18 protein-coding genes are annotated in these 19,707 nt (G+C 58.4%); 10 read left to right on the forward strand and 8 right to left on the reverse strand.

Annotation, left to right across the window (positions count from 1 at the left end; translation table 11 throughout):
- The first annotated feature begins 8 nt into the window (after nucleotides 1-8).
- The 6 genes from LZU96_RS17240 (at nucleotide 9) to urtE (ending at nucleotide 6,236) form a co-directional block, all read left to right on the forward strand.
- Complete coding sequence (locus tag LZU96_RS17240; protein WP_233985357.1) at nucleotides 9-710, forward strand: GntR family transcriptional regulator; 702 nt, start codon at nucleotides 9-11, stop codon at nucleotides 708-710.
- A gap of 29 nt (nucleotides 711-739) precedes the next feature.
- Nucleotides 740-2,008 (forward strand): urea ABC transporter substrate-binding protein, encoded by a 1,269-nt coding sequence (gene urtA / locus LZU96_RS17245; RefSeq protein ID WP_233985358.1) that lies wholly within the window; start codon nucleotides 740-742, stop codon nucleotides 2,006-2,008.
- Nucleotides 2,009-2,110: 102 nt separating this feature from the next.
- Nucleotides 2,111-3,676 (forward strand): urea ABC transporter permease subunit UrtB, encoded by a 1,566-nt coding sequence (gene urtB / locus LZU96_RS17250; protein ID WP_233985359.1) that lies wholly within the window; start codon nucleotides 2,111-2,113, stop codon nucleotides 3,674-3,676.
- Entirely contained in the window at nucleotides 3,676-4,752 is a 1,077-nt protein-coding gene (gene urtC / locus LZU96_RS17255; protein ID WP_233985360.1) for an urea ABC transporter permease subunit UrtC, read from the forward strand. Before urtB ends, urtC begins: the two co-directional genes overlap by 1 nt.
- Nucleotides 4,745-5,536, forward strand: coding sequence for an urea ABC transporter ATP-binding protein UrtD (urtD, locus tag LZU96_RS17260; RefSeq protein ID WP_233985361.1), 792 nt, complete (start codon nucleotides 4,745-4,747; stop codon nucleotides 5,534-5,536). The genes urtC and urtD overlap by 8 nt, the downstream gene beginning before the upstream one ends.
- 1 nt (nucleotide 5,537) lies before the next feature.
- On the forward strand, nucleotides 5,538-6,236 hold the full coding sequence (gene urtE / locus LZU96_RS17265) for an urea ABC transporter ATP-binding subunit UrtE (protein ID WP_069728458.1): 699 nt from the start codon (nucleotides 5,538-5,540) through the stop codon (nucleotides 6,234-6,236).
- Nucleotides 6,237-6,251: 15 nt separating this feature from the next.
- Here the strand turns inward: urtE and LZU96_RS17270 are convergent, their stop codons facing one another.
- From LZU96_RS17270 to rbsK, 3 genes are read right to left on the reverse strand one after another with little or no spacing between them, the layout of a single operon-like run.
- Nucleotides 6,252-7,265 (reverse strand): aldose 1-epimerase family protein, encoded by a 1,014-nt coding sequence (locus LZU96_RS17270; RefSeq protein WP_233985362.1) that lies wholly within the window; start codon nucleotides 7,263-7,265, stop codon nucleotides 6,252-6,254.
- Nucleotides 7,262-8,584 (reverse strand): L-fucose:H+ symporter permease, encoded by a 1,323-nt coding sequence (gene fucP / locus LZU96_RS17275; RefSeq protein WP_233985363.1) that lies wholly within the window; start codon nucleotides 8,582-8,584, stop codon nucleotides 7,262-7,264. The genes LZU96_RS17270 and fucP overlap by 4 nt, the downstream gene beginning before the upstream one ends.
- A gap of 9 nt (nucleotides 8,585-8,593) precedes the next feature.
- Nucleotides 8,594-9,511, reverse strand: coding sequence for a ribokinase (gene rbsK / locus LZU96_RS17280; RefSeq protein WP_233985364.1), 918 nt, complete (start codon nucleotides 9,509-9,511; stop codon nucleotides 8,594-8,596).
- Between the two features lie 386 nt (nucleotides 9,512-9,897).
- On the opposite strand from rbsK, the gene deoR reads away from it, so the two are divergent.
- Together deoR and ettA are read left to right on the forward strand one after the other, a co-directional pair.
- Nucleotides 9,898-10,662: a DNA-binding transcriptional repressor DeoR gene (gene deoR / locus LZU96_RS17285; protein WP_233985365.1), complete on the forward strand. Its 765-nt coding sequence runs from the start codon at nucleotides 9,898-9,900 to the stop codon at nucleotides 10,660-10,662.
- A gap of 278 nt (nucleotides 10,663-10,940) precedes the next feature.
- Nucleotides 10,941-12,608: an energy-dependent translational throttle protein EttA gene (gene ettA, locus LZU96_RS17290; RefSeq protein ID WP_233985366.1), complete on the forward strand. Its 1,668-nt coding sequence runs from the start codon at nucleotides 10,941-10,943 to the stop codon at nucleotides 12,606-12,608.
- A gap of 54 nt (nucleotides 12,609-12,662) precedes the next feature.
- On the opposite strand, the gene LZU96_RS17295 is transcribed toward ettA, so the two are convergent.
- Both LZU96_RS17295 and LZU96_RS17300 read right to left on the reverse strand, forming a co-directional pair.
- Entirely contained in the window at nucleotides 12,663-13,043 is a 381-nt protein-coding gene (locus LZU96_RS17295) for a hypothetical protein (RefSeq protein WP_094119198.1), read from the reverse strand.
- 112 nt (nucleotides 13,044-13,155) lie between these two features.
- The gene (locus tag LZU96_RS17300) at nucleotides 13,156-14,052 is read right to left on the reverse strand and encodes a LysR family transcriptional regulator (RefSeq protein ID WP_233985367.1); all 897 of its coding nucleotides are present in this window, start codon (nucleotides 14,050-14,052) and stop codon (nucleotides 13,156-13,158) included.
- A 95-nt stretch (nucleotides 14,053-14,147) separates the two neighbouring features.
- On the opposite strand from LZU96_RS17300, the gene LZU96_RS17305 reads away from it, so the two are divergent.
- On the forward strand, nucleotides 14,148-15,149 hold the full coding sequence (locus tag LZU96_RS17305; protein ID WP_233985368.1) for a zinc-binding alcohol dehydrogenase family protein: 1,002 nt from the start codon (nucleotides 14,148-14,150) through the stop codon (nucleotides 15,147-15,149).
- A 35-nt stretch (nucleotides 15,150-15,184) separates the two neighbouring features.
- Here the strand turns inward: LZU96_RS17305 and nadR are convergent, their stop codons facing one another.
- The 3 genes from nadR to serB all read right to left on the reverse strand — a co-directional run bounded on the left by nadR (nucleotide 15,185) and on the right by serB (nucleotide 18,884).
- The gene (gene nadR / locus LZU96_RS17310; RefSeq protein WP_094119195.1) at nucleotides 15,185-16,426 is read right to left on the reverse strand and encodes a multifunctional transcriptional regulator/nicotinamide-nucleotide adenylyltransferase/ribosylnicotinamide kinase NadR; all 1,242 of its coding nucleotides are present in this window, start codon (nucleotides 16,424-16,426) and stop codon (nucleotides 15,185-15,187) included.
- An 84-nt stretch (nucleotides 16,427-16,510) separates the two neighbouring features.
- Nucleotides 16,511-17,893 carry a DNA repair protein RadA gene (gene radA, locus LZU96_RS17315; protein WP_031376046.1) on the reverse strand — a complete coding sequence of 461 codons (1,383 nt, stop codon included), beginning with the start codon at nucleotides 17,891-17,893 and terminating at the stop codon, nucleotides 16,511-16,513.
- A gap of 13 nt (nucleotides 17,894-17,906) precedes the next feature.
- Nucleotides 17,907-18,884 (reverse strand): phosphoserine phosphatase, encoded by a 978-nt coding sequence (serB, locus tag LZU96_RS17320; protein WP_233985369.1) that lies wholly within the window; start codon nucleotides 18,882-18,884, stop codon nucleotides 17,907-17,909.
- Between the two features lie 107 nt (nucleotides 18,885-18,991).
- Here serB and LZU96_RS17325 point away from each other — a divergent pair, with 107 nt between their 5' ends.
- Nucleotides 18,992-19,642 carry a YtjB family periplasmic protein gene (locus LZU96_RS17325; protein ID WP_094119192.1) on the forward strand — a complete coding sequence of 217 codons (651 nt, stop codon included), beginning with the start codon at nucleotides 18,992-18,994 and terminating at the stop codon, nucleotides 19,640-19,642.
- Nucleotides 19,643-19,707 lie beyond the last annotated feature (65 nt).

Genomic DNA, 19,707 nt, shown 5'->3' on the forward strand with positions numbered 1-19,707 from the left:
GAGTCACGATGACGATGCATTCTCCCACCCCGAAAGTCCGGCCGGAAGCGCTGGCGGAACGGGTTTATCAGGCGCTGAAGGAGGAGATTTTTGCCTTTCGCCTGATGCCCGGCGACCGCTTCAGCGAAAGTGAAATTGCCGGTCGCATGGCGGTCAGCCGCACCCCGGTCCGTCAGGCGCTGTTCCGGCTGGAACGTGAAGGCTTCGTTGAGGTGTGGTTCCGCAGCGGCTGGCAGATCAGGAATTTCGATTTTGCCTGGTTCGAGTCGCTGTATGACCTGCGTACCGTGCTGGAGTGTGAGGCGGTGAAACGGTTGTGCGCCCTGCCCGCCGCGCAGTGCAGCGCCCTGTTAAGCGGGCTGACACGCTTCTGGTGCCAGGACGAGCGGCTGACTGCCGGCCTTACCGTGTCACAACATGATGAGGCGTTTCACATGACGCTGGTCGCCGCCGCAGGCAATCCGGAGATGGCGCGTATTCACGCTGAGCTGACGGAGAAAATCCGCATCATCCGCCGTCTCGACTTCACCTCTGACGATCGGATAACCGCGACCTATCAGGAGCATGAACAGATTTTACAGGCGATTTTTCAGCAACAGACCGAGGAGGCACAACGCATCCTGACCGACCATATCGCCGTCAGCAAGGCGGAAGTCAGGAAAATTACTTTGCACCGACTCCAGCAGGCCCGGCTTCAACCCATTGAATAACAAACATCACAATTAGGGGTTTTATCACCATGAAAAGACGTTCATTGCTCAAGGCTTTCGCGCTTTCCGCTACCGTTGCCAGCATGGGTCTCGCCTGGAGTGCTCAGGCGGCTGACACCATTAAGGTCGGTATTATGCATTCCCTCTCCGGGACCATGGCAATTTCGGAAACGCCACTGAAGGATGTGGCGCTGATGACCATTGATGAGATCAACGCCAAAGGCGGCGTGCTGGGGAAAAAGCTGGAGCCGGTGGTGGTCGATCCCGCCTCCAACTGGCCACTGTTTGCCGAGAAGGCGCGGCAGTTACTGACCCAGGATAAAGCGGCCGTGGTGTTTGGCTGCTGGACCTCGGTATCGCGTAAATCGGTGCTGCCGGTGTTTGAGGAGCTGAATGGCCTGCTGTTCTATCCGGTGCAGTATGAAGGTGAAGAGATGTCACCTAACGTGTTCTACACCGGCGCAGCGCCTAACCAGCAGGCGATCCCGGCGGTGGAATATCTGATGAGCGAGGATGGCGGCAGCGCGAAACGCTTCTTCCTGCTCGGCACCGATTATGTCTATCCGCGCACCACCAATAAGATCCTGCGCGCCTTCCTGCACAGCAAAGGCGTACAGGATAAAGATATCGAAGAGGTCTACACGCCGTTTGGTTACAGCGATTATCAGACCATCGTCGCCAACATCAAAAAGTTTGCTGCCGGCGGCAAAACGGCGGTGGTCTCCACCATCAACGGCGACTCCAACGTTCCCTTCTATAAAGAGCTGGCGAATCAGGGCATTAAAGCCACCGATATTCCGGTGGTGGCCTTCTCGGTCGGCGAAGAGGAGCTGCGCGGTATCGATACCAAACCGCTGGTCGGTCAGCTAGCTGCCTGGAACTATTTTGAGTCGATCGATAACCCGACCAACGCGAAATTTGTCGCCGACTATCGCGCCTATGCGAAGGCACACAACCTGCCAAACGCCGCGACGGTAGTAACCAACGATCCGATGGAAGCGACCTATGTCGGCATTCATATGTGGGCGCAGGCGGTAGAAAAAGCCGGTACCACCGACGTGGATAAAGTGCGGGCGGCGATGGCCGGTCAGACCTTTAAGGCACCAGACGGCTTTACCCTGACCATGGATCAGACCAACCACCATCTGCATAAGCCGGTGATGATTGGCGAAGTGGAAGAGAACGGCCAGTTCAACGTGGTGTGGCAGACCGATCAGCCGGTACGCGCGCAGCCGTGGAGCCCGTACATTGCCGGTAATGATAAGAAACCGGATCACCCGATGAAAGCCGCGCAGTAAGTGCGTCAGGTGCCGGCCTGCGGCTTTGCAGACCGGCGCCCCGCTGCGTAGATGGCACAACGCAGATCGTCTGCCGCTTATCTCTTTAACGAGGTCCTCTCTATGAACCTTTGCCGCTGCCTTTTCAGCCTGCTGCTGCTGATGCCGCTGCTTGCCAGCGCCGGACCGGCGGCCGACTTCGCCGCTGCCAGCCGCAGCCAGCAGGCGACACTGCTGCAACAGTGGGCCGCCGCGCCAGACAGCAGCCGGTTACCGCTGCTGGAAGCGCTGAATGCCGAAAGCGTGGTCATCGACCAGAATAAACAACCGTTCAGCCAGCAGGGCAACAGGCTGCTGCCGCTGGATGCCCAGCCACAGCCAGACGGCCCTCTGAAAAAACTGTTTATCAACAACCGGCTGCGGGTGCTGATTAACGGCGCACTGGCGGCCCACCAGCTGGTGAGTGACGATGCCGATCTGCGGCTGCGCGCTGCACGACAGCTACAAAATGATGGCGCGGCCGATCAGCTGCCGCTGATTGAGCAGCGGCTGGCGGCTGAAAAAGATAGCCGGGTACATGCCGCGCTGACGCTGGCGCTGGCTAACCTGCAGCTGGCGGATGCCCAGCCGATGGTGCGGCTCAAGGCGGTGACGCTGCTGGGTGAGTCCAGCGATCCCAATACCCAGGCCAGCCTGCAACGCTTAACCCAGCCGACAAATGAACCGGACGCCACGGTGCGCGCCGCCGCCGCCGACAGCCTGCAACAGATCCAGAAACGCCTGATGTGGGGCGATCTGCTGGGCCAGGCGTTCAGCGGTCTGTCGCTGGGCTCGGTATTGCTGCTGGCGGCGCTGGGACTGGCGATCACTTACGGCCTGCTTGGGGTGATCAATATGGCGCACGGCGAAATGCTGATGCTCGGTGCCTATGCCACCTGGTGGGTACAGAGCCTGTTTCAGCAGTTTGCCCCGCACTATTTAGCCTGGTATCCGCTGCTGGCGCTGCCGGTGGCGTTTATGGTGACGGCCGCTATCGGGATGGCGCTGGAGCGCACGGTGATCCGCCATCTCTACGGTCGCCCGCTGGAGACGCTGCTGGCGACCTGGGGAATCAGCCTGATGCTGATCCAGGCGGTGCGGATGCTGTTCGGGGCGCAAAACCTCGAAGTGGCGAATCCGCAATGGCTGTCGGGCGGATTGCAGGTCCTGCCTAACCTGGTGCTGCCGTGGAACCGCATCGCGGTGATCCTGTTTGTGGTGTTTGTGCTGGCGCTCACCTGGCTGCTGCTGAATCGCACCCGTCTTGGCATGAACGTGCGCGCCGTGACCCAGAACCGCGCCATGGCGGACTGCTGCGGCGTGCCGACTGGTCGCGTCGATATGCTGGCGTTTGGCCTGGGTTCCGGCATTGCCGGTCTGGGCGGCGTGGCGCTGTCGCAACTCGGCAACGTCGGACCGGAACTCGGCCAGGGCTACATTATCGACTCGTTTCTGGTGGTGGTGCTGGGCGGCGTCGGCCAGCTGGCGGGCACCGTGGTTGCCGCCTTCAGCCTCGGCATTCTTAATAAAGTGCTGGAGCCGCAAATTGGCGCGGTGCTCGGCAAGATCCTGATTCTGGTGATTATCGTGCTGTTTATCCAGAAACGTCCTCAGGGGCTGTTTGCGGTGAAAGGAAGGGTGACTGACTGATGACGCAACCCATGACGCTCCGTGCTGCGCGCAAAGCGCCGCGCCTGACGCTCAGCATCGGCCTGGTGGTGACGCTGGCGCTGCTGGTGATGCCGTTTCTGGCACTGCTGCCAGCCAGTCATCCGCTGGCGATCTCCACCTATACCCTGACGCTGGTCGGCAAAATCCTCTGCTATGCGGTAGTGGCGGTAGCGCTCGATCTGGTGTGGGGCTACGCCGGTCTGCTGTCGCTGGGGCACGGTCTGTTTTTCGCCCTGGGCGGCTACGCGATGGGCATGTACCTGATGCGCCAGGCGGCGGGCGAAGGCCTACCGGCCTTTATGTCCTTTCTGTCATGGCGTGAGCTGCCGTGGTTCTGGAGCGGGACCGAGCACTTCGCCTGGGCGCTCTGCCTCAGCGTACTGGCGCCGGGCCTGCTGGCGCTGGTATTTGGCTTTTTTGCCTTTCGATCCCGCATCAAAGGCGTTTACTTCTCCATCATCACCCAGGCGCTGACCTACGCCGGTATGCTGCTGTTTTTCCGCAATGAAACCGGCTTTGGCGGCAACAACGGTTTCACCGGCTTTACCACCCTGCTCGGCTTTTCAGTCAGCGCGACCGGCACCCGCATCGGCCTGTTTATCGCGACGGTAGGATTGCTGTTGCTGAGCCTGGCGATCGGCTTCGCGCTGGCGCGCAGCAAGTTTGGCCGGGTACTGACCGCGGTGCGCGACGCCGAAAACCGTCTGATGTTCTGCGGTTACGATCCGCGCGGCTTTAAGCTGTTTGTCTGGACGCTGTCGGCGATGCTGTGCGGGCTGGCCGGAGCGCTTTACGTGCCGCAGGTCGGGATTATTAATCCCGGTGAGATGTCGCCAGCCAACTCAATTGAAGCCGCCATCTGGGTGGCGCTGGGCGGTCGCGGTACGCTGATCGGTCCGCTGCTGGGTGCGGCGATCGTGAACGGCGCGCGCAGCTTTTTCACCGTCGCGTTTCCGGAATACTGGCTGTTTTTCCTCGGCCTGATGTTTATCCTGGTGACGCTCTTTCTGCCGCACGGCGTGATTGGCCTGCTGCGCCGGAGGAAACATGACTGACGCACTCTTTACCCAACCTCACCCGGCGGATCGCCATCGGGCGCAGCGCGATCCGGTACTGCAGCTGGAGAAGATCAGCGTCTCGTTCGACGGCTTCCGCGCTCTGACCGATCTCTCGTTGCAGATCGGCGTCGGCGAACTGCGCTGCGTGATCGGCCCTAACGGCGCGGGCAAAACCACGCTGATGGACGTGATCACCGGCAAGACGCGGCCCGATTCCGGCCGGGTAATCTACGATCAGGACAGCGATCTTACCCGCCTGTCGCCGGTGGAGATCGCCCGCGCCGGGATCGGCCGTAAGTTCCAGAAGCCGACGGTGTTTGAAGCGTTAACCGTGTTTGAGAACCTGGAGATCGCCCTGAAGGCTGACAAATCGGTGTGGGCCAGCCTGCGCGCTCGCCTCAGTGGCGAGCAGCAGGATCGGATTGATGAGGTGCTGAAGCTGTTGCGGCTCGGCGCTGAACGGCAGCGTCGAGCGGGCCTGCTGTCGCACGGTCAGAAGCAGTTTCTGGAGATCGGTATGCTGCTGGTGCAGGAGCCGCATCTGCTGCTGCTGGATGAACCGGCGGCGGGCATGACCGATGCCGAAACGGACTACACTGCCGAGCTGTTTCGCAATCTGGCGGGTAAGCATTCGCTGATGGTGGTGGAGCATGATATGGGCTTTGTCGAAACCATTGCCGACCACGTCACGGTGCTGCATCAGGGACAGGTACTGGCCGAAGGCTCGTTGCGCGAGGTGCAGGCCAATGAGCAGGTTATCGACGTTTATCTGGGGCGCTGAGATGTTACAGGTTACTGAACTGAATCAATATTATGGCGGCAGTCATATTCTGCGCGGCCTGTCGTTTGAGGTGAAAGTCGGTGAGATCACCTGCCTGCTGGGCCGCAACGGCGTGGGGAAAACCACGCTGCTGAAGTGCCTGATGGGCTTGATTCCGGCGAAATCGGGCGAGATCCACTGGCAGCAGCAGAAGCTCAACGGCCGTAAACCGCACCAGCGGGTGCAGTCCGGCATCGCCTATGTGCCGCAGGGCCGGGAGATATTTCCGCGGCTGACGGTGGAGGAGAACCTGCTGCTGGGGTTGTCCCGCTTTCCGGCATCGCAGGCACGTCAGGTCCCGGATGAGATCTACCAGCTGTTCCCGGTGCTGTTTGCCATGAAGTCACGCCGCGGCGGCGATCTCTCCGGCGGTCAGCAGCAGCAGCTGGCGATCGGCCGGGCGCTGGCCTGCCGCCCACAGCTGTTGATCCTGGATGAGCCAACCGAAGGGATCCAGCCGTCGGTGATCAAAGAGATCGGGGCGGTGATCCGCCAGCTGGCGCAGCGCGGAGATATGGCGATCCTGCTGGTTGAGCAGTTTTATGATTTTGCCGCTGAACTGGCGGACAGCTATCTGGTGATGTCGCGCGGCGAAATCGTGCAGCGTGGCCGCGGCGACAGCATGGAAGCCGATGGCGTGCGCGGCCTGGTGGCGATTTAAGGCCGCGCATCGCGCTTACAGCAAGCCGGTCTCGACGGAGAAGTGGCGCTGTTCGCCGCTGGCCAGGGTGATCAGGGTGCCGGCCTGCTGCGCCGCCAGAAAGCCTTCCGGCCGACAGGTGGCGGGCAGGATATAGGCCGCGACCTGTTGATCGGCGTTGTGCAGCAGCCAGCGGGTGGCGTGAGGAAACTGCGCGGTAGAGAAGCGCGTCATCAGAGCGTAGCCCGCCGGCGCGTGCAGCTCAAACTGCACCTCATCGCCATACTGCGGCAGATCGTCGGCGAAAAAGACGATCTCCGGATCGCACAGCTCCGGCTGATCGAGTTGCTGTAACGCCTGTGGATCGGCAGCCAGCTGCGCGGTGTAGTCGCGCCAGGCAGGCGTTGGTTTGAGATGGGCCGGGATCGAGCGACGCAGCTGAAAAGCCTGTTCGGGGATCGACTGCCGGAAACGTCCCTGATCGATCCACGCGCTGTTAAGATGACACATATACTGCAGCGGCATCGGCGCGCCAGCCAGGTTAGTCACCGTCATCGCGATCGTCAGCCGGGGCCGATCGGCCTGAATGCGGACGGCGGGTGCCGCCAGGTAGTGATGGCCGAAGCCTTTAACATATTCACACTCCCCTTCCAGCGACAGCGTCTGATCCTCCAGCACCAGCCAGGCGCTCTCCATCCGGGCGCAGGCCATCTCACCGTGCAGCGGATGATTGTCCTCGGGCGACGGGCAGCCGTTCGCCAGCAATCCCGAGTGGAACGCGAAGCAGCCGTAGGTATCGATGATCGAATCGCCGGGCAGCGGCTGCTTAAAGCTGTTGCCCATGGTCAGGTTATGATCGTCGAACTGCACGTCCCAGATCATCTGACCGAGAAACGGCAGTATGGTCACGCTGCCGCGCCGGTTATGTATGCGCACCGCTTCAATCCCCGCCGGGTAGCGAAACAACACCACCCGGAAGTCATCGCTCTCCAGCAACACCTCAGGGGTAAAATGGAACTGCTCACGGCGTAACGGTAAACGGGTTTTCATGATGCCTCCTCCAGCAGACGACCGCCAGACACCGGTTTCTTATGGCGCAGCTCGCCATAGAAGTAAAAGCCGACCCAAGCGAAGCAAAGCAACGAGACGCCAAACGCCAGCTGCATTGAGCCAGCCAGATCAGACACCAGCCCCTGCAGCGCCGGGACGAATGCAGCACCGACAATCGCCATCACGATAAACGCACCGGCCACTTCGGTATATTTATTATCGACCGTCGCCAGGGTTCCGGCGTAAATGGTCGCCCAGCAGGGACCAAACAGCACGCTGACGAACACGGCGGCGTAGACGGCGGTAAAGTTCGGCACCAGCATCACATACGCCAGCGTCAGCACGCCCAGCACCGAATAGGCGATCAGCACTTTCTCAGCGCGGAAACGGGTCATCAGGAAATTCGCCACGAACTTGCCGATAAAGAAGCAGATAAAGCTGTAGATCATGAAGTTGGAGGCGTGACGTTCATTAGTCGCACCCAGCGTCAGCGCCAGACGAATGGTGAACGACCAGACCGCCACCTGCATCCCGACATAGAGAAACTGCGTCACGATGCCGCGTTTAAAATGGCGGTTAGTCGCCAGATAGCGAAAGGTCTCCGCCAGCGAAGGCAGCGATGATTCGTTGCTTTGCGGTTTGCAGCGCGGATAGCGGGTAAACATAAACAGCAGCATCACCACCACTAATACCATCACCAGATATTTGTAGGGCTCCAGCGTATGTTCCAGCATCGTCAGGCGGAACGCGTGCGCCTGCTCTGCGGTCATGGACGCCATCTGACTCTCAAGGCTGTCGCCATCCTGGAACACCAGGTATTTACCCAGCACAATGCCCATCAGCGCCCCAATCGGATAGAAGGTCTGGCTGATGTTGAGCCGCAGCGTGGCGTGGTCGCGATGGCCAATCATCGAGCTGTAGGTGTTGGCGGCGGTTTCAAGAAAGCTCAGGCCGATGGCGATAGCAAAGATCGCCGCCAGAAACATGGTGTAGGTCGCCATGTGCGAGGCGGGATAAAACGCCACACAGCCAAGGATGTAGAGCGCCAGGCCGGTCAGGATCGCCAGCTTGTAGCTGGTTTTGCGGATCACCAGCGACGCTGGGATCGCAATCAGAAAATAGCCGCCATAAAAGGCGCTCTGCACCAGCGCGCTGGCAAAGTCGCTTAACGCGAACACGCTTTTAAACTGGGTAATCAGGATATCGTTGAGGCTGGCAGCGCAGCCCCACAGCGGAAACAGGCACGACAGCAGGATGAACTGAAAGCGCGGCGTTTTATTCAGATAGCCATCAGATTGCTGAACAATATTCTGTTGCATAGCGTGACCTCAGTGAAGGTTAAGAAAGCGCTGAAAACTCTCTGCGTCGGGATAGGCGCGCTGGGTGCCGCGTCCGGTGACGCTGCAGGCGGCATAGGCCGACGCCTGGGTCATGGCGGCCGCGACATCACCGGTTTTAACCAGCAGGTGCGCAAAACAGCCAATAAAAGCATCGCCCGCGCCGCTGGTGTCGACGGCCTGAACCGGCGTGGCGGCCACCCGATGCACCCTATCGCCGCTCATCCAGACCGAGCCGCGACTGCCGAGCGTGATGATCAGGTTTTTCAGCCCGCGTTTTAACAGCGACTGTCCGGCGAGGATCACCTCATCATCGCTGCTGACCGGCAGCCCGGTGAGGATCTCCAGCTCGGTTTCGTTAGGCATAAAGAAGTCGCACTTACAGGCGTAGTGGATGTCGAGATCGGCCACCGCTGGCGCAGGATTAAGGATCACGGTGATCTGATGCTGACGGGCAAAATCGATGGCGTAATAGACCGTTTCCAGCGGGATCTCCAGCTGCAGGATGATCAGCTGGCAGGCTTTCAGCGCCTCTGCGGCAGCGTCGATATCGGCCGGCTTCAGCTGCTGGTTAGCGCCTTTGATAATCAGAATGCGGTTCTGCGACTGGTCATCGACAAAGATCGGCGCGACGCCGCTGGAGGTGTCCGGTGCGGTGGTGACAAAGCGCGTGTCCACGCCCTGCTGTTGCAGATTAGCCACGGTGTTGGGGGCAAAGAGGTCGTCACCGACCTTGCTGACCATCATCACCTTGCCGCCCATTTTCGCTGCCGCGACGGCCTGGTTAGCGCCTTTACCGCCACAGCCAAGGGCAAAGTCGGGCGCTTCAAGGGTTTCGCCCGCTTTCGGCAGGCTGTTGGTATAGGTAATCAGATCGACCATATTTGAGCCGATGACTGCGATATCCATGACTGTTTTCTCCCGGATGTTTTTTAACCAGCAAATGTTATAAAAGTAACAATAACAATTCCTGCTGGTTAAATATGTGATAAAAACCACATCCTGAAGGGGCGGATTCTGCTGTTCAGGCCGAATTAAGGCCGGTTATCGTGTTACGATTGTAACAATCAGACAGCAGAGCAGACTGCCGCCAGGGTCGCAGCCTGGCGGCTGAAAGGCCACCGCCGGGCGACGGCGCTGGAGGTTTGCGGGGTTTAGCAATTGCAGGTAAGATTGAAAATCAGCCTGGCGGAGAGGACGCAACCCCTTAAAATCTGTGAGGTTTGTCGCGATGATTACGCCGGTTTCCGGTCCCTCAATCAGCCCAGCAGGATACTCAACAGACAGAGATGAACATGGAAACCCGGCGCGACGAACGTATTCATAAGCTGACGCAGGCGCTTAAACGCACCGATAAACTGCATCTGAAAGACGCGGCGCAGCTGCTTGGCGTGTCAGAGATGACTATCCGCCGCGATCTGACCGAGCCGGCCTCCAGCGTCGTGCTGCTGGGCGGCTACATCGTCAGCGATCCAAAAAGCCACGCTGGCCACTACTTTGTCACCGACCAGCACGGCCAGAATGCGGCCAGAAAACAGCGGCTGGCACAGGCTGCCGCCAGCCTGATCGGTGAAAATGACACGGTGTTTTTTGACTGCGGCACCACCCTGCCCTACATCGTCGATGCCATTCCTGACGCGCTGCCGTTTACCGCGATCTGTTGCGCCATGAACACCTTCCTGGCGTTAAAAGAGAAACCGGCCTGTAACGTGATCCTCAGTGGCGGCGAATTTCATGCCGACAACGCGCTGTTTACGCCGATCGGCGCCCATTCGATCCTCGACGATCTCTGTCCGACCCTGGCGTTTATCTCAGCGGCCGGGATCGATAAAGATCAGGGCGCGACCTGCTACAACATCAATGAGCTGGCGATGAAGCATCACGCAATGCGTCGGGCGCGCCAGTGCATTCTGGTGGCTGACAGCAGTAAATATGGCAAGGTGCTGCCTGCCCGCATCGCCGAACTGCGCCGCTTTGATCTGCTGGTGAGTGACAGCGCACCCGATCAGGCTCTGCAAAACTGGCTGGCGCAACAGGCGATTCCGCTGCGCCTGCCGTAAAGGTCTGCCTGACGGCGGCAGAATACTTCGCCGTCAGCCGTTCACGTTACTCTTGCCACTCCCCGGAACCGCATCCCGCCAGCGAGACGCTGATGGCGCGTCCGGTCCCCTTTTCCGACAAAACGCCTGTGCATTATCGGCTGCGCGGAAATCAGGCAGTCAGGCCGAACTGCGGCACACGTCGGAAATTCGCCGCGCCCCGGCTGTGATTAGACGGTGAAAAAGGCTAAACTTTGACATCATCCCAATGACCAACAGACCCAGAGGCTCAATACAACGTGGCTCAATTCGTCTATAGCATGCACCGCGTCGGCAAAGTGGTTCCGCCGAAGCGACACATCCTGAAGAACATCTCCCTTAGCTTCTTCCCTGGCGCGAAAATCGGCGTCCTCGGCCTGAACGGTGCCGGGAAATCCACCCTGCTGCGCATCATGGCCGGCATCGATAAAGATATCGAAGGAGAAGCGCGCCCGCAGCCAGGCATTAAGATTGGCTACCTGCCGCAGGAGCCGCAGCTCAACCTGGAACACACCGTGCGTGAGTCGGTTGAAGAGGCGCTGTCTGAAGTGGTTGGCGCGTTAAAACGTCTCGACGAAGTCTACGCGCTGTATGCCGAAGAAGGCGCGGACTTTGACAAACTGGCCGCTGAACAGGGCCGTCTGGAAGAGATTATCCAGGCACACGATGGTCACAATCTGAATACTCAGCTGGAGCGCGCTGCGGATGCATTGCGCCTGCCAGACTGGGATGCGAAAGTCGCCACGCTCTCCGGTGGTGAACGTCGCCGCGTCGCACTCTGCCGTCTGCTGCTGGAAAAGCCAGACATGCTGCTGCTCGACGAACCTACCAACCACCTGGATGCCGAATCTGTCGCCTGGCTGGAACGCTTCCTGCACGACTTCGAAGGTACCGTAGTGGCGATTACCCACGACCGTTACTTCCTTGATAACGTGGCGGGCTGGATTCTGGAACTGGACCGCGGCGAAGGCATCCCGTGGGAAGGCAACTACTCCTCCTGGCTGGAGCAGAAAGATGCCCGTCTGGCGCAGGAAGCCTCGTCTGAAGCGGCCCGCCGCAAGTCGATTGAGAAAGAGCTGGAGTGGGTTCGTCAGGGCACTAAAGGCCGTCAGTCTAAGGGTAAAGCCCGTCTGGCGCGCTTCGAAGAGCTGAACAACACCGAATACCAGAAGCGTAACGAAACCAACGAATTGTTTATTCCGCCTGGCCCACGTCTGGGTGACAAAGTGCTGGAAGTCAGCAATCTGCGTAAATCGTACGGTGACCGCGTGCTGATTGACGATCTGTCGTTCTCGGTACCGAAAGGGGCGATTGTCGGCATCATCGGTCCGAACGGCGCCGGTAAATCGACGCTGTTCCGCATGATGTCCGGTCAGGAACAGCCTGACTCCGGCAGCATCGTGCTCGGCGATACCGTCAAGCTGGCGTCAGTCGATCAGTTCCGTGACAGCATGGACAACTCCAAAACCGTATGGGAAGAGGTCTCCGGCGGTCAGGACATCATGCGTATCGGCAACACCGAAATGCCAAGCCGCGCCTATGTTGGTCGCTTTAACTTTAAAGGCGTCGATCAAGGCAAACGCGTCGGTGAACTGTCGGGCGGTGAGCGCGGTCGTCTGCACCTCGCCAAGCTGCTGCAGGTTGGCGGCAACATGCTGCTGCTCGATGAACCGACCAACGACCTGGACATTGAAACCCTGCGTGCGCTGGAAAACGCCCTGCTGGAGTTCCCGGGTTGCGCGATGGTGATCTCGCATGACCGCTGGTTCCTGGACCGTATCGCGACCCACATCCTGGACTATCAGGATGAAGGCAACATCGAATTCTTCGAAGGTAACTTTACCGAATACGAAGAGTACAAGAAGCGCACCCTCGGTGCCGAAGCGCTGGAGCCGAAGCGTATCAAGTACAAGCGTATGATTAAGTAATCGCAGCGTGATTGATGTTAAAAAGGGAAGCGAGTGCTTCCCTTTTTTATTAAATTAATAAATCTGAGTCCATTGTTCAATAAGCCCTTGATGCTCCTCATCATTTGTTTTAAATAAAATGCAGGTGAATATATTCTTTTTATCAAAACCAATCACAATATTATCTCCGGGAACCGCCAGTTCTGTTATCGGATTGCTTTCATAGTAAAGTCGGAACTCGGAACGAGTTTCATGTGACTCTCTGGCATCATACCAGGTAACGGATGCATTGCAGCTGACATTACTGCCCCTAAGGATAAAAGTAGTTTCAATCACCCTATTTTCATCACCCAGAATATTTTTAAGAGCCGTTACGCCATTAAACTCTCGCTGATCGTAAAGCTCACTTTTTGATAAGGTTTTGATACATGCAGTCTTTAAATTTTGAGCTTTCATATAAATCCTCTTCCTCTGAGAACCACAGGAAATATCATCATATTTAATGAAATATAATTTTCTGCTACAGGTATCAAACTTATAAGTTAATGTAATTCCTGTTATATAAAAGTCAGCGATAAAAATCCCTGAACACCGGGAATTGCAGCGCAAACTCAACAAAGCGCGCCAGCGCCGGCGAGTTGAGTTTACGTCCCGGATAGACCAGCCACAGTTCATTCCCTTCCATCTGCCAGTCCGGCAGCACCGGCACCAGACGCGGGTCCGCCATCGCACCGTCGGTAAGAAAATGCGGCAACAGCGTAATGCCAGCATCTGCCAGCGCAGATTCACGGGCGTAGATTAAATTATCCGTCAGATGGCCCGGCGGCAGCAGCCAGCGATAATACTCATCGTCACGCTGTAATACCCACTCGTTCCAGGCGCGATGGGCGATGCAGCGATGCGCAGCCAGCTGTTGCGGATGCACCAGCGGCGGATGCCGATCAAGATAGTGTTGCAAGGCCACCAGAAGGCGCTGGCAATAGCCAACCCGACGACCAATCAGCGATGACTCCTGCGGCTGACCGGTACGCAGCGCCACATCAAACCCCTCCTGCACCAGATCACGCATATCATCCGAGATCGAGACATCCAGCGTTACGTCGGGATAAAGCTGTAAAAACGCCGCATTGCAGCGCGCCAGCAGCGTGGCGCCAATGCCGGCCGGACTGGTGATACGCAGCCGGCCACTAGGATTCTCGCGCAGGCTGGCGATCGCCTGATCGGCGCGTTCGCTGGCCTGCATCATCTCCTGGCAGTGCAGCAGATAGCGTTCTCCGGCAAAGGTCAGATTAAGCTGGCGAGTGGTTCGGTTCAGCAGCCGGATGCCAAGCCGCTGCTCCAGCTGGCTGATGCGCTGACTGACGCTCGATTTTGGCAACCCCGCGCGTTCCGCCGCAGCAGTAAAACTGCCACACTCCGCCACCAGCGCAAAAAGCGCCATGTCCTGCCACTGACGAAACGCCATTGTTCACCTCAGACGAACACTCTATGAAAGATTGTCCATCTTATCACCGCTAAATCCAGGTTCTACACTTAGCGTAATCACACAGGAGAATCACTATGTCTATTCGCGCTATTGCTATTAATCCAGAGAGTCCTGAAAACTTTATTGAAATCTTTCCTGAAACCCCAACGCCAGGCGAGTATGACCTGCGGGTTGAGGTGAAAGCCGCCTCGGTGAATCCGGTTGATACCAAGGTTCACAAAGGCGCGGTCAAAAACGGGCTGCAGGTGCCCCGTATTCTCGGCTGGGATGCCAGCGGCGTGGTGCTGGAAGTCGGCAGCAAAGTCAGCAATTTTAAGCCGGGCGATGAAGTCTACTATGCTGGCGATCTGACCCGTCCCGGCAGTAACAGCACCGAGCAGCTGATCGACGCACGCATTACCGGCCACAAGCCGAAGAGCCTCGACTGGGCGCAGTCGGCGGCCATCCCCCTGACGGCGCTGACGGCCTGGGAAGGACTGTTTGAGCGGCTGAATCTGACCGCTGCCCGCGAAGATCAAACACTGCTGATCGTCGGTGGTGCAGGCGGTGTCGGATCGCTGGCGATCCCGCTGGCGAAGCTGCACAGCAAGGTAAAAGTCATTGCTACCGCCTCCCGGGAAGATTCGGCGCAGTGGTGCCGCGATCGCGGTGCCGATCTGGTGATCAACTATAAAGATATGCCGGGTGAACTGGAAAAACAGGGGATCAAGCAGGTCGATTATATCTTCTGCCTCAACGATACCGACGGTCACTGGGAAACCATGGCGAAGCTGATCGCGCCGCAGGGCCATATCTGCACCATCGTGGAGAACGAGCATCCGCTGTCGATGGATCAGCTGAAGCTGAAAAGCGCAGCACTGCACTTTGAGCTGATGTATACCCGCAGCATGTTTAATACGCCGGATATGGCGCGTCAGGGTGAAATTCTGGATGCCGTGGCAGCACTGCTGGATGAAGGTAAGCTGCAAACCACCCTGAGCGAGACGCTGCAGGGATTAAGCGTTGAGACGCTGAAAGCGGCCCATCAGCGGGTACTGGAAGGCCACATGCGTGGCAAAGTAGTGATGGTTTATTAATTGGCAAGGGGACCCGCCACGGTCCCCTTTTCGCTTCAGGGCTGGGCGTTCTTCTCGCCCAGCATCCCTTTCACCACTTCAATGCAGCGCAGGAAACGGGTGTCGTAGTCATCTTCCCGCACATGAACGAAATCGATATTGTTTTCACGCAGCATCGTCACCAGCATCGACTGAAATTCGCGGCGGTCGACGGAGCTGCCGAGACTGCGCAATCCGTCTGCCACCCACGGCACATTATTTTCCAGCAAAATCACTAAATCGAAGCGATATTCGTCGATCAGGGCCTGAACGAAAGGATGTTCGCGCCCTTCGTACTTCAGGCAAAACGCCTGAGTTGTGACAAAATCGGTGTCGATAAACGCCACCTTGTTGGCATATTTGACCGCAAAGTCGATGTACTGCGCCTGACCCAGTGCAATCTTGTCGTAGTCAGAATATTGCAGCGCCATTTCGTCACCACCGAGGTGCGAAAAGACATAGTCGCGGCCATATTCCCAGGCACTGGTGGTGTTGAAAATATTGGCGAGCTTATTCACCAGCGTCGATTTACCACTCGACTCGCCGCCGAGGATCGCCACGGTACGCACGAAAAACGGCTTCACTTCGGTCGGAATGTATTCCCAGAAACGGAACGGGTCCTGGCGGATCTGTGCGCCGCTGATGCTCATAAAGGATCGGTTGGGATCGACCAGTATCGTCTGAATCCCCAGATGCTGCTGATACATCTCCGCATCGGGCGCTTCACTGGTATAAATGCAATCCGGGGTGATGCCGTGCTCGTTCAGGAAGCCGCTGACGCCTTCACTCCAGACATCCCAGCCGTGCGGATAGGGCTCTATTCCCTCTTCATTGAAGGCGTGGATGCGGATGTTTTTCTGGTATTTGAAGGTTTGCAGTAGCCAGCGCAACCGATCACTGACCGTCGGCTGCTGCGACATGGCGCTGTTATCAAACAGCTCACGATCGCGCGGCTCGTCATAGCCCATGATGATATGCAGCTCATCCACCTGGCTACAGGCGCGCTGGATCAGATAGATATGCCCGGTGTGCAGCGGATAAAACTTGCCAAACACCACGCCAACCGTTTTATCACGACGCGGAAATTCCAGCCCGAGAAAGCGATGCAGCGCTTCCAGCTTTTGCGCGCTGGGGCTTTTGATTTTGGCATTGAGCAACTGGCTCAGATAGCCTTTGGTCATGCCGCTGGCGTCAGCGACCTGTTGCAGCGTGTGACCCTGCTGGCGAATGGCCGTTTTCAGATAATCAAACGACGACATGTCGTGCCTCCTGCGTGAATGCGGTTAAGGTTGAACGCGTCTCCTCGCCCGCTGACGGCACGCCATCAGCGGACGTCAGGCGCATTACAGGTCGTCCAGAATCGCCAGCGCATCCGCCAGCTTCTTCGCGCTGAAAACCTGCATTCCATCGATCGGTTTTTTCGGTGCATTGCCAGCCGGCACAATGGCCCGTTTAAAGCCATGCTTTGCCGCTTCGGAGATACGTTCCTGACCGCTGGGGACCGGTCGGATTTCGCCTGCCAGCCCCACTTCGCCGAAGATCACCAGATCCTGCGGCAACGGACGATCGCGCAGGCTCGACACCATCGACAGCATCAGTGCCAGGTCAGCACTGGTTTCGGTGACTTTGACGCCGCCGACCACGTTAACGAACACATCCTGGTCCGCCATCTGCAGCCCGCCATGACGGTGCAGCACCGCCAGCAGAATCGCCAGGCGGTTCTGTTCCAGCCCCACCGCCACGCGCCGCGGATTGCCCATCATCGAATGGTCCACCAGCGCCTGAATCTCCACCAGCAGCGGACGCGTTCCTTCCCACAGCACCATGACCGAGCTGCCGGAAGTGACCTCTTCGCCACGCGATAGGAAGATGGCCGACGGGTTGCTGACTTCACGCATCCCCTGCTCGGTCATGGCAAACACGCCTAATTCATTCACCGCGCCAAACCGGTTTTTATGGCTGCGCAGGGTGCGGAAGCGGGAATCGGCATCGCCATCCAGCAGCACTGAACAGTCGATACAGTGCTCCAGCACTTTGGGACCGGCCAGCGAACCATCTTTGGTGACGTGACCGACCATGATGATCGCCACGCCGCGCGTTTTGGCGAAGCGCGTCAGGTAGGCGGCGGTTTCTCGCACCTGCGCCACGCTGCCCGGCGAAGACTGGATCTCCGCCATGTGCATTACCTGGATCGAGTCAATCACCATCAGCTGCGGCTGCTCCTGCTCGGCGATCAGGCAGATCTGCTCGATGCTGGTTTCCGACAGCATATTGACGTTTTCGGTCGGTAATCCCAGACGATGGGCGCGCATTGCTACCTGTTGCAGCGACTCTTCCCCGGTGACGTACAGAGTTTTCATCCCTTCCGACAGGCGACACATGACCTGCAGCAGCAGGGTCGATTTACCGGCTCCCGGACTGCCGCCGATCAGTATGGCGCTGCCCGGCACTACGCCGCCGCCGAGCACCCGGTCAAACTCTTTGAAGCTGGTCGAGAAGCGCGGTAACGCCTCCAGACTGATTTCAGACAGCTTCTGTACCCGACTGGTACCGGCGCTGCCCGCGTAACCGCTCAGACGCTCGTTACGCGCCGCAGCAGGCGAGGCGGCGATCCGCACCTCGGTGATGGTGTTCCAGGCGTGACAGGCGCTGCACTGCCCCTGCCAGCGTGGATAGTCTGCGCCGCATTCGTTACAGACAAATGCGCGTTTTGCCGCTTTGGCCAAATCAATACCTCAGTTAACGCTCTTCGTGGATCAGGCTGCCGGTGAGGATGCAGAACACCCCCATTAAATCGGCATGGCGAATGGTGACCGCAGTCTGCTCATTCACCTTAGGTTTCGCATGGTAGGCAATGCCCAGCGCTGAGGCTTTAATCATCAGCAGGTCATTGGCCCCATCGCCAACCGCCACGGTCTGTTCCGGCGCGATGTCAAAACGCTGCGCCAGCTTTTTCAGCGTGTCGGCTTTGTATTGTGCGTCGACAATCGGTCCCAGCAGGTTGCCGGTGAGTTTGCCGTCGCGGATTTCCAGTTCATTGGCGACTACCGCTGACAGATGCAGCTTGTCGCGCAGGTATTCGGCGTAATAGGTAAAGCCGCCCGAGGCGATCGCGACCTGCCAGCCCAGCGCCTGCAGTTTTTGCGTCAGCGTGGTCAGGCCCGGCATCAGCGGCAGCGCATCGCGCACCTGCTTCAGAATATTAGCATCGGCCCCTTGCAGGGTCGCCACCCGCTCACGCAGGCTGGCGGTGAAGTCGAGTTCGCCGCGCATTGCGCGTTCGGTGACGTCTGCCACCCGCTCGCCACTGCCGGCCAGTTTTGCAATCTCGTCGATGCACTCGATCTGAATCGCGGTGGAGTCCATATCCATCAGCAACAGGCCCGGCGTTTTCAGGTGCGGAATTTTACCCAGCGGCGCCACGTCCATCCCGGCGTCATGCGCCAGTTTGCTGGCGAACGGCGTTAGCGAGCCCGCCAGGCGAATCACCTGATACTCATCGACGTTCCAGGCGCTGACGATCACCATCGCGGCACCCAGCTGATGCTGGTAGTCGGTCAGCCGTTGCTTATCCAGCCCGCGGCCGTACAGTAGCCAGCCTGTCCGGCCAGCGCGATAATCCAGCGGCATCACTTCATCACCGCTAAGAGAAAGGGGCAAACCCGGCCAGAGAGAGACATCGGCGGGCAGATCGCACCAGGTTAAACGATTTGGCATCACAGCTCCTGTAGGGACAACAAAACCACGCAAGAGGCTACCTTGTCTGCGCCGCTTCTGGCAACATAATCTCCAGGCTTTCTGTTGTGACGTGACACGGATTATTGATGGCTAAAACCGCACTAAAATTTCGCTTACATCGCACGGTGATTGTGCTGATCTCAATGGCGCTGCTGGTGGTCCTGATGCAGGGCGCTTCCTGGTTCAGTCTCGGCCATCAAATGGCGCGTTCCGAACAGGTCGAGGAGCTGGCGCATACCCTGACCAATCAGGTGGCGTTCAGCCTGAAGCCGTTGATGGATAACAGCGAAAATAACCGCAACCAGATTGAAGCCATTCTCAATCAGATGACCGCCAACAGCCGCATCCTCGACGCCTCGGTGTATGACGGCGACGGCAGCTTAGTGGCGCACAGCGGTGAAAATATCAATGTGCGCGACCGGCTGGCGCTGGATGGCAAACGCGCCGGCAGCTATTTCAATCATCAGATTGTCCAGCCGCTGGCCGGTAACGATGGCCCGCTCGGCTTTTTGCGCGTCACGCTCGATACCCACGTACTGGTCACCGAATCGCGCCAGGTGGATAACACCACCAACATTCTGCGCCTGATGATGCTGCTGGCGCTGGCGATCGGCATTATTCTCTCCCGCACCCTGCTGCGCCATCGCCGGACCCGCTGGCAGCAGTCGCCGTTTCTGCTCACCGCCAGTACGCCGGTGAAAGAAGATCGCGATGAGGAAGACGAGAAAAAAGAGTAGCGCCTCGTCGCTGATCCCACCGCGCGATAATACAACTGAAAAGGCCCGTCAGACGGGCCTTTTTA

Origin of the sequence: Pantoea agglomerans (assembly GCF_021397715.1) — a bacterium.
Classification (GTDB): domain Bacteria; phylum Pseudomonadota; class Gammaproteobacteria; order Enterobacterales; family Enterobacteriaceae; genus Pantoea; species Pantoea astica.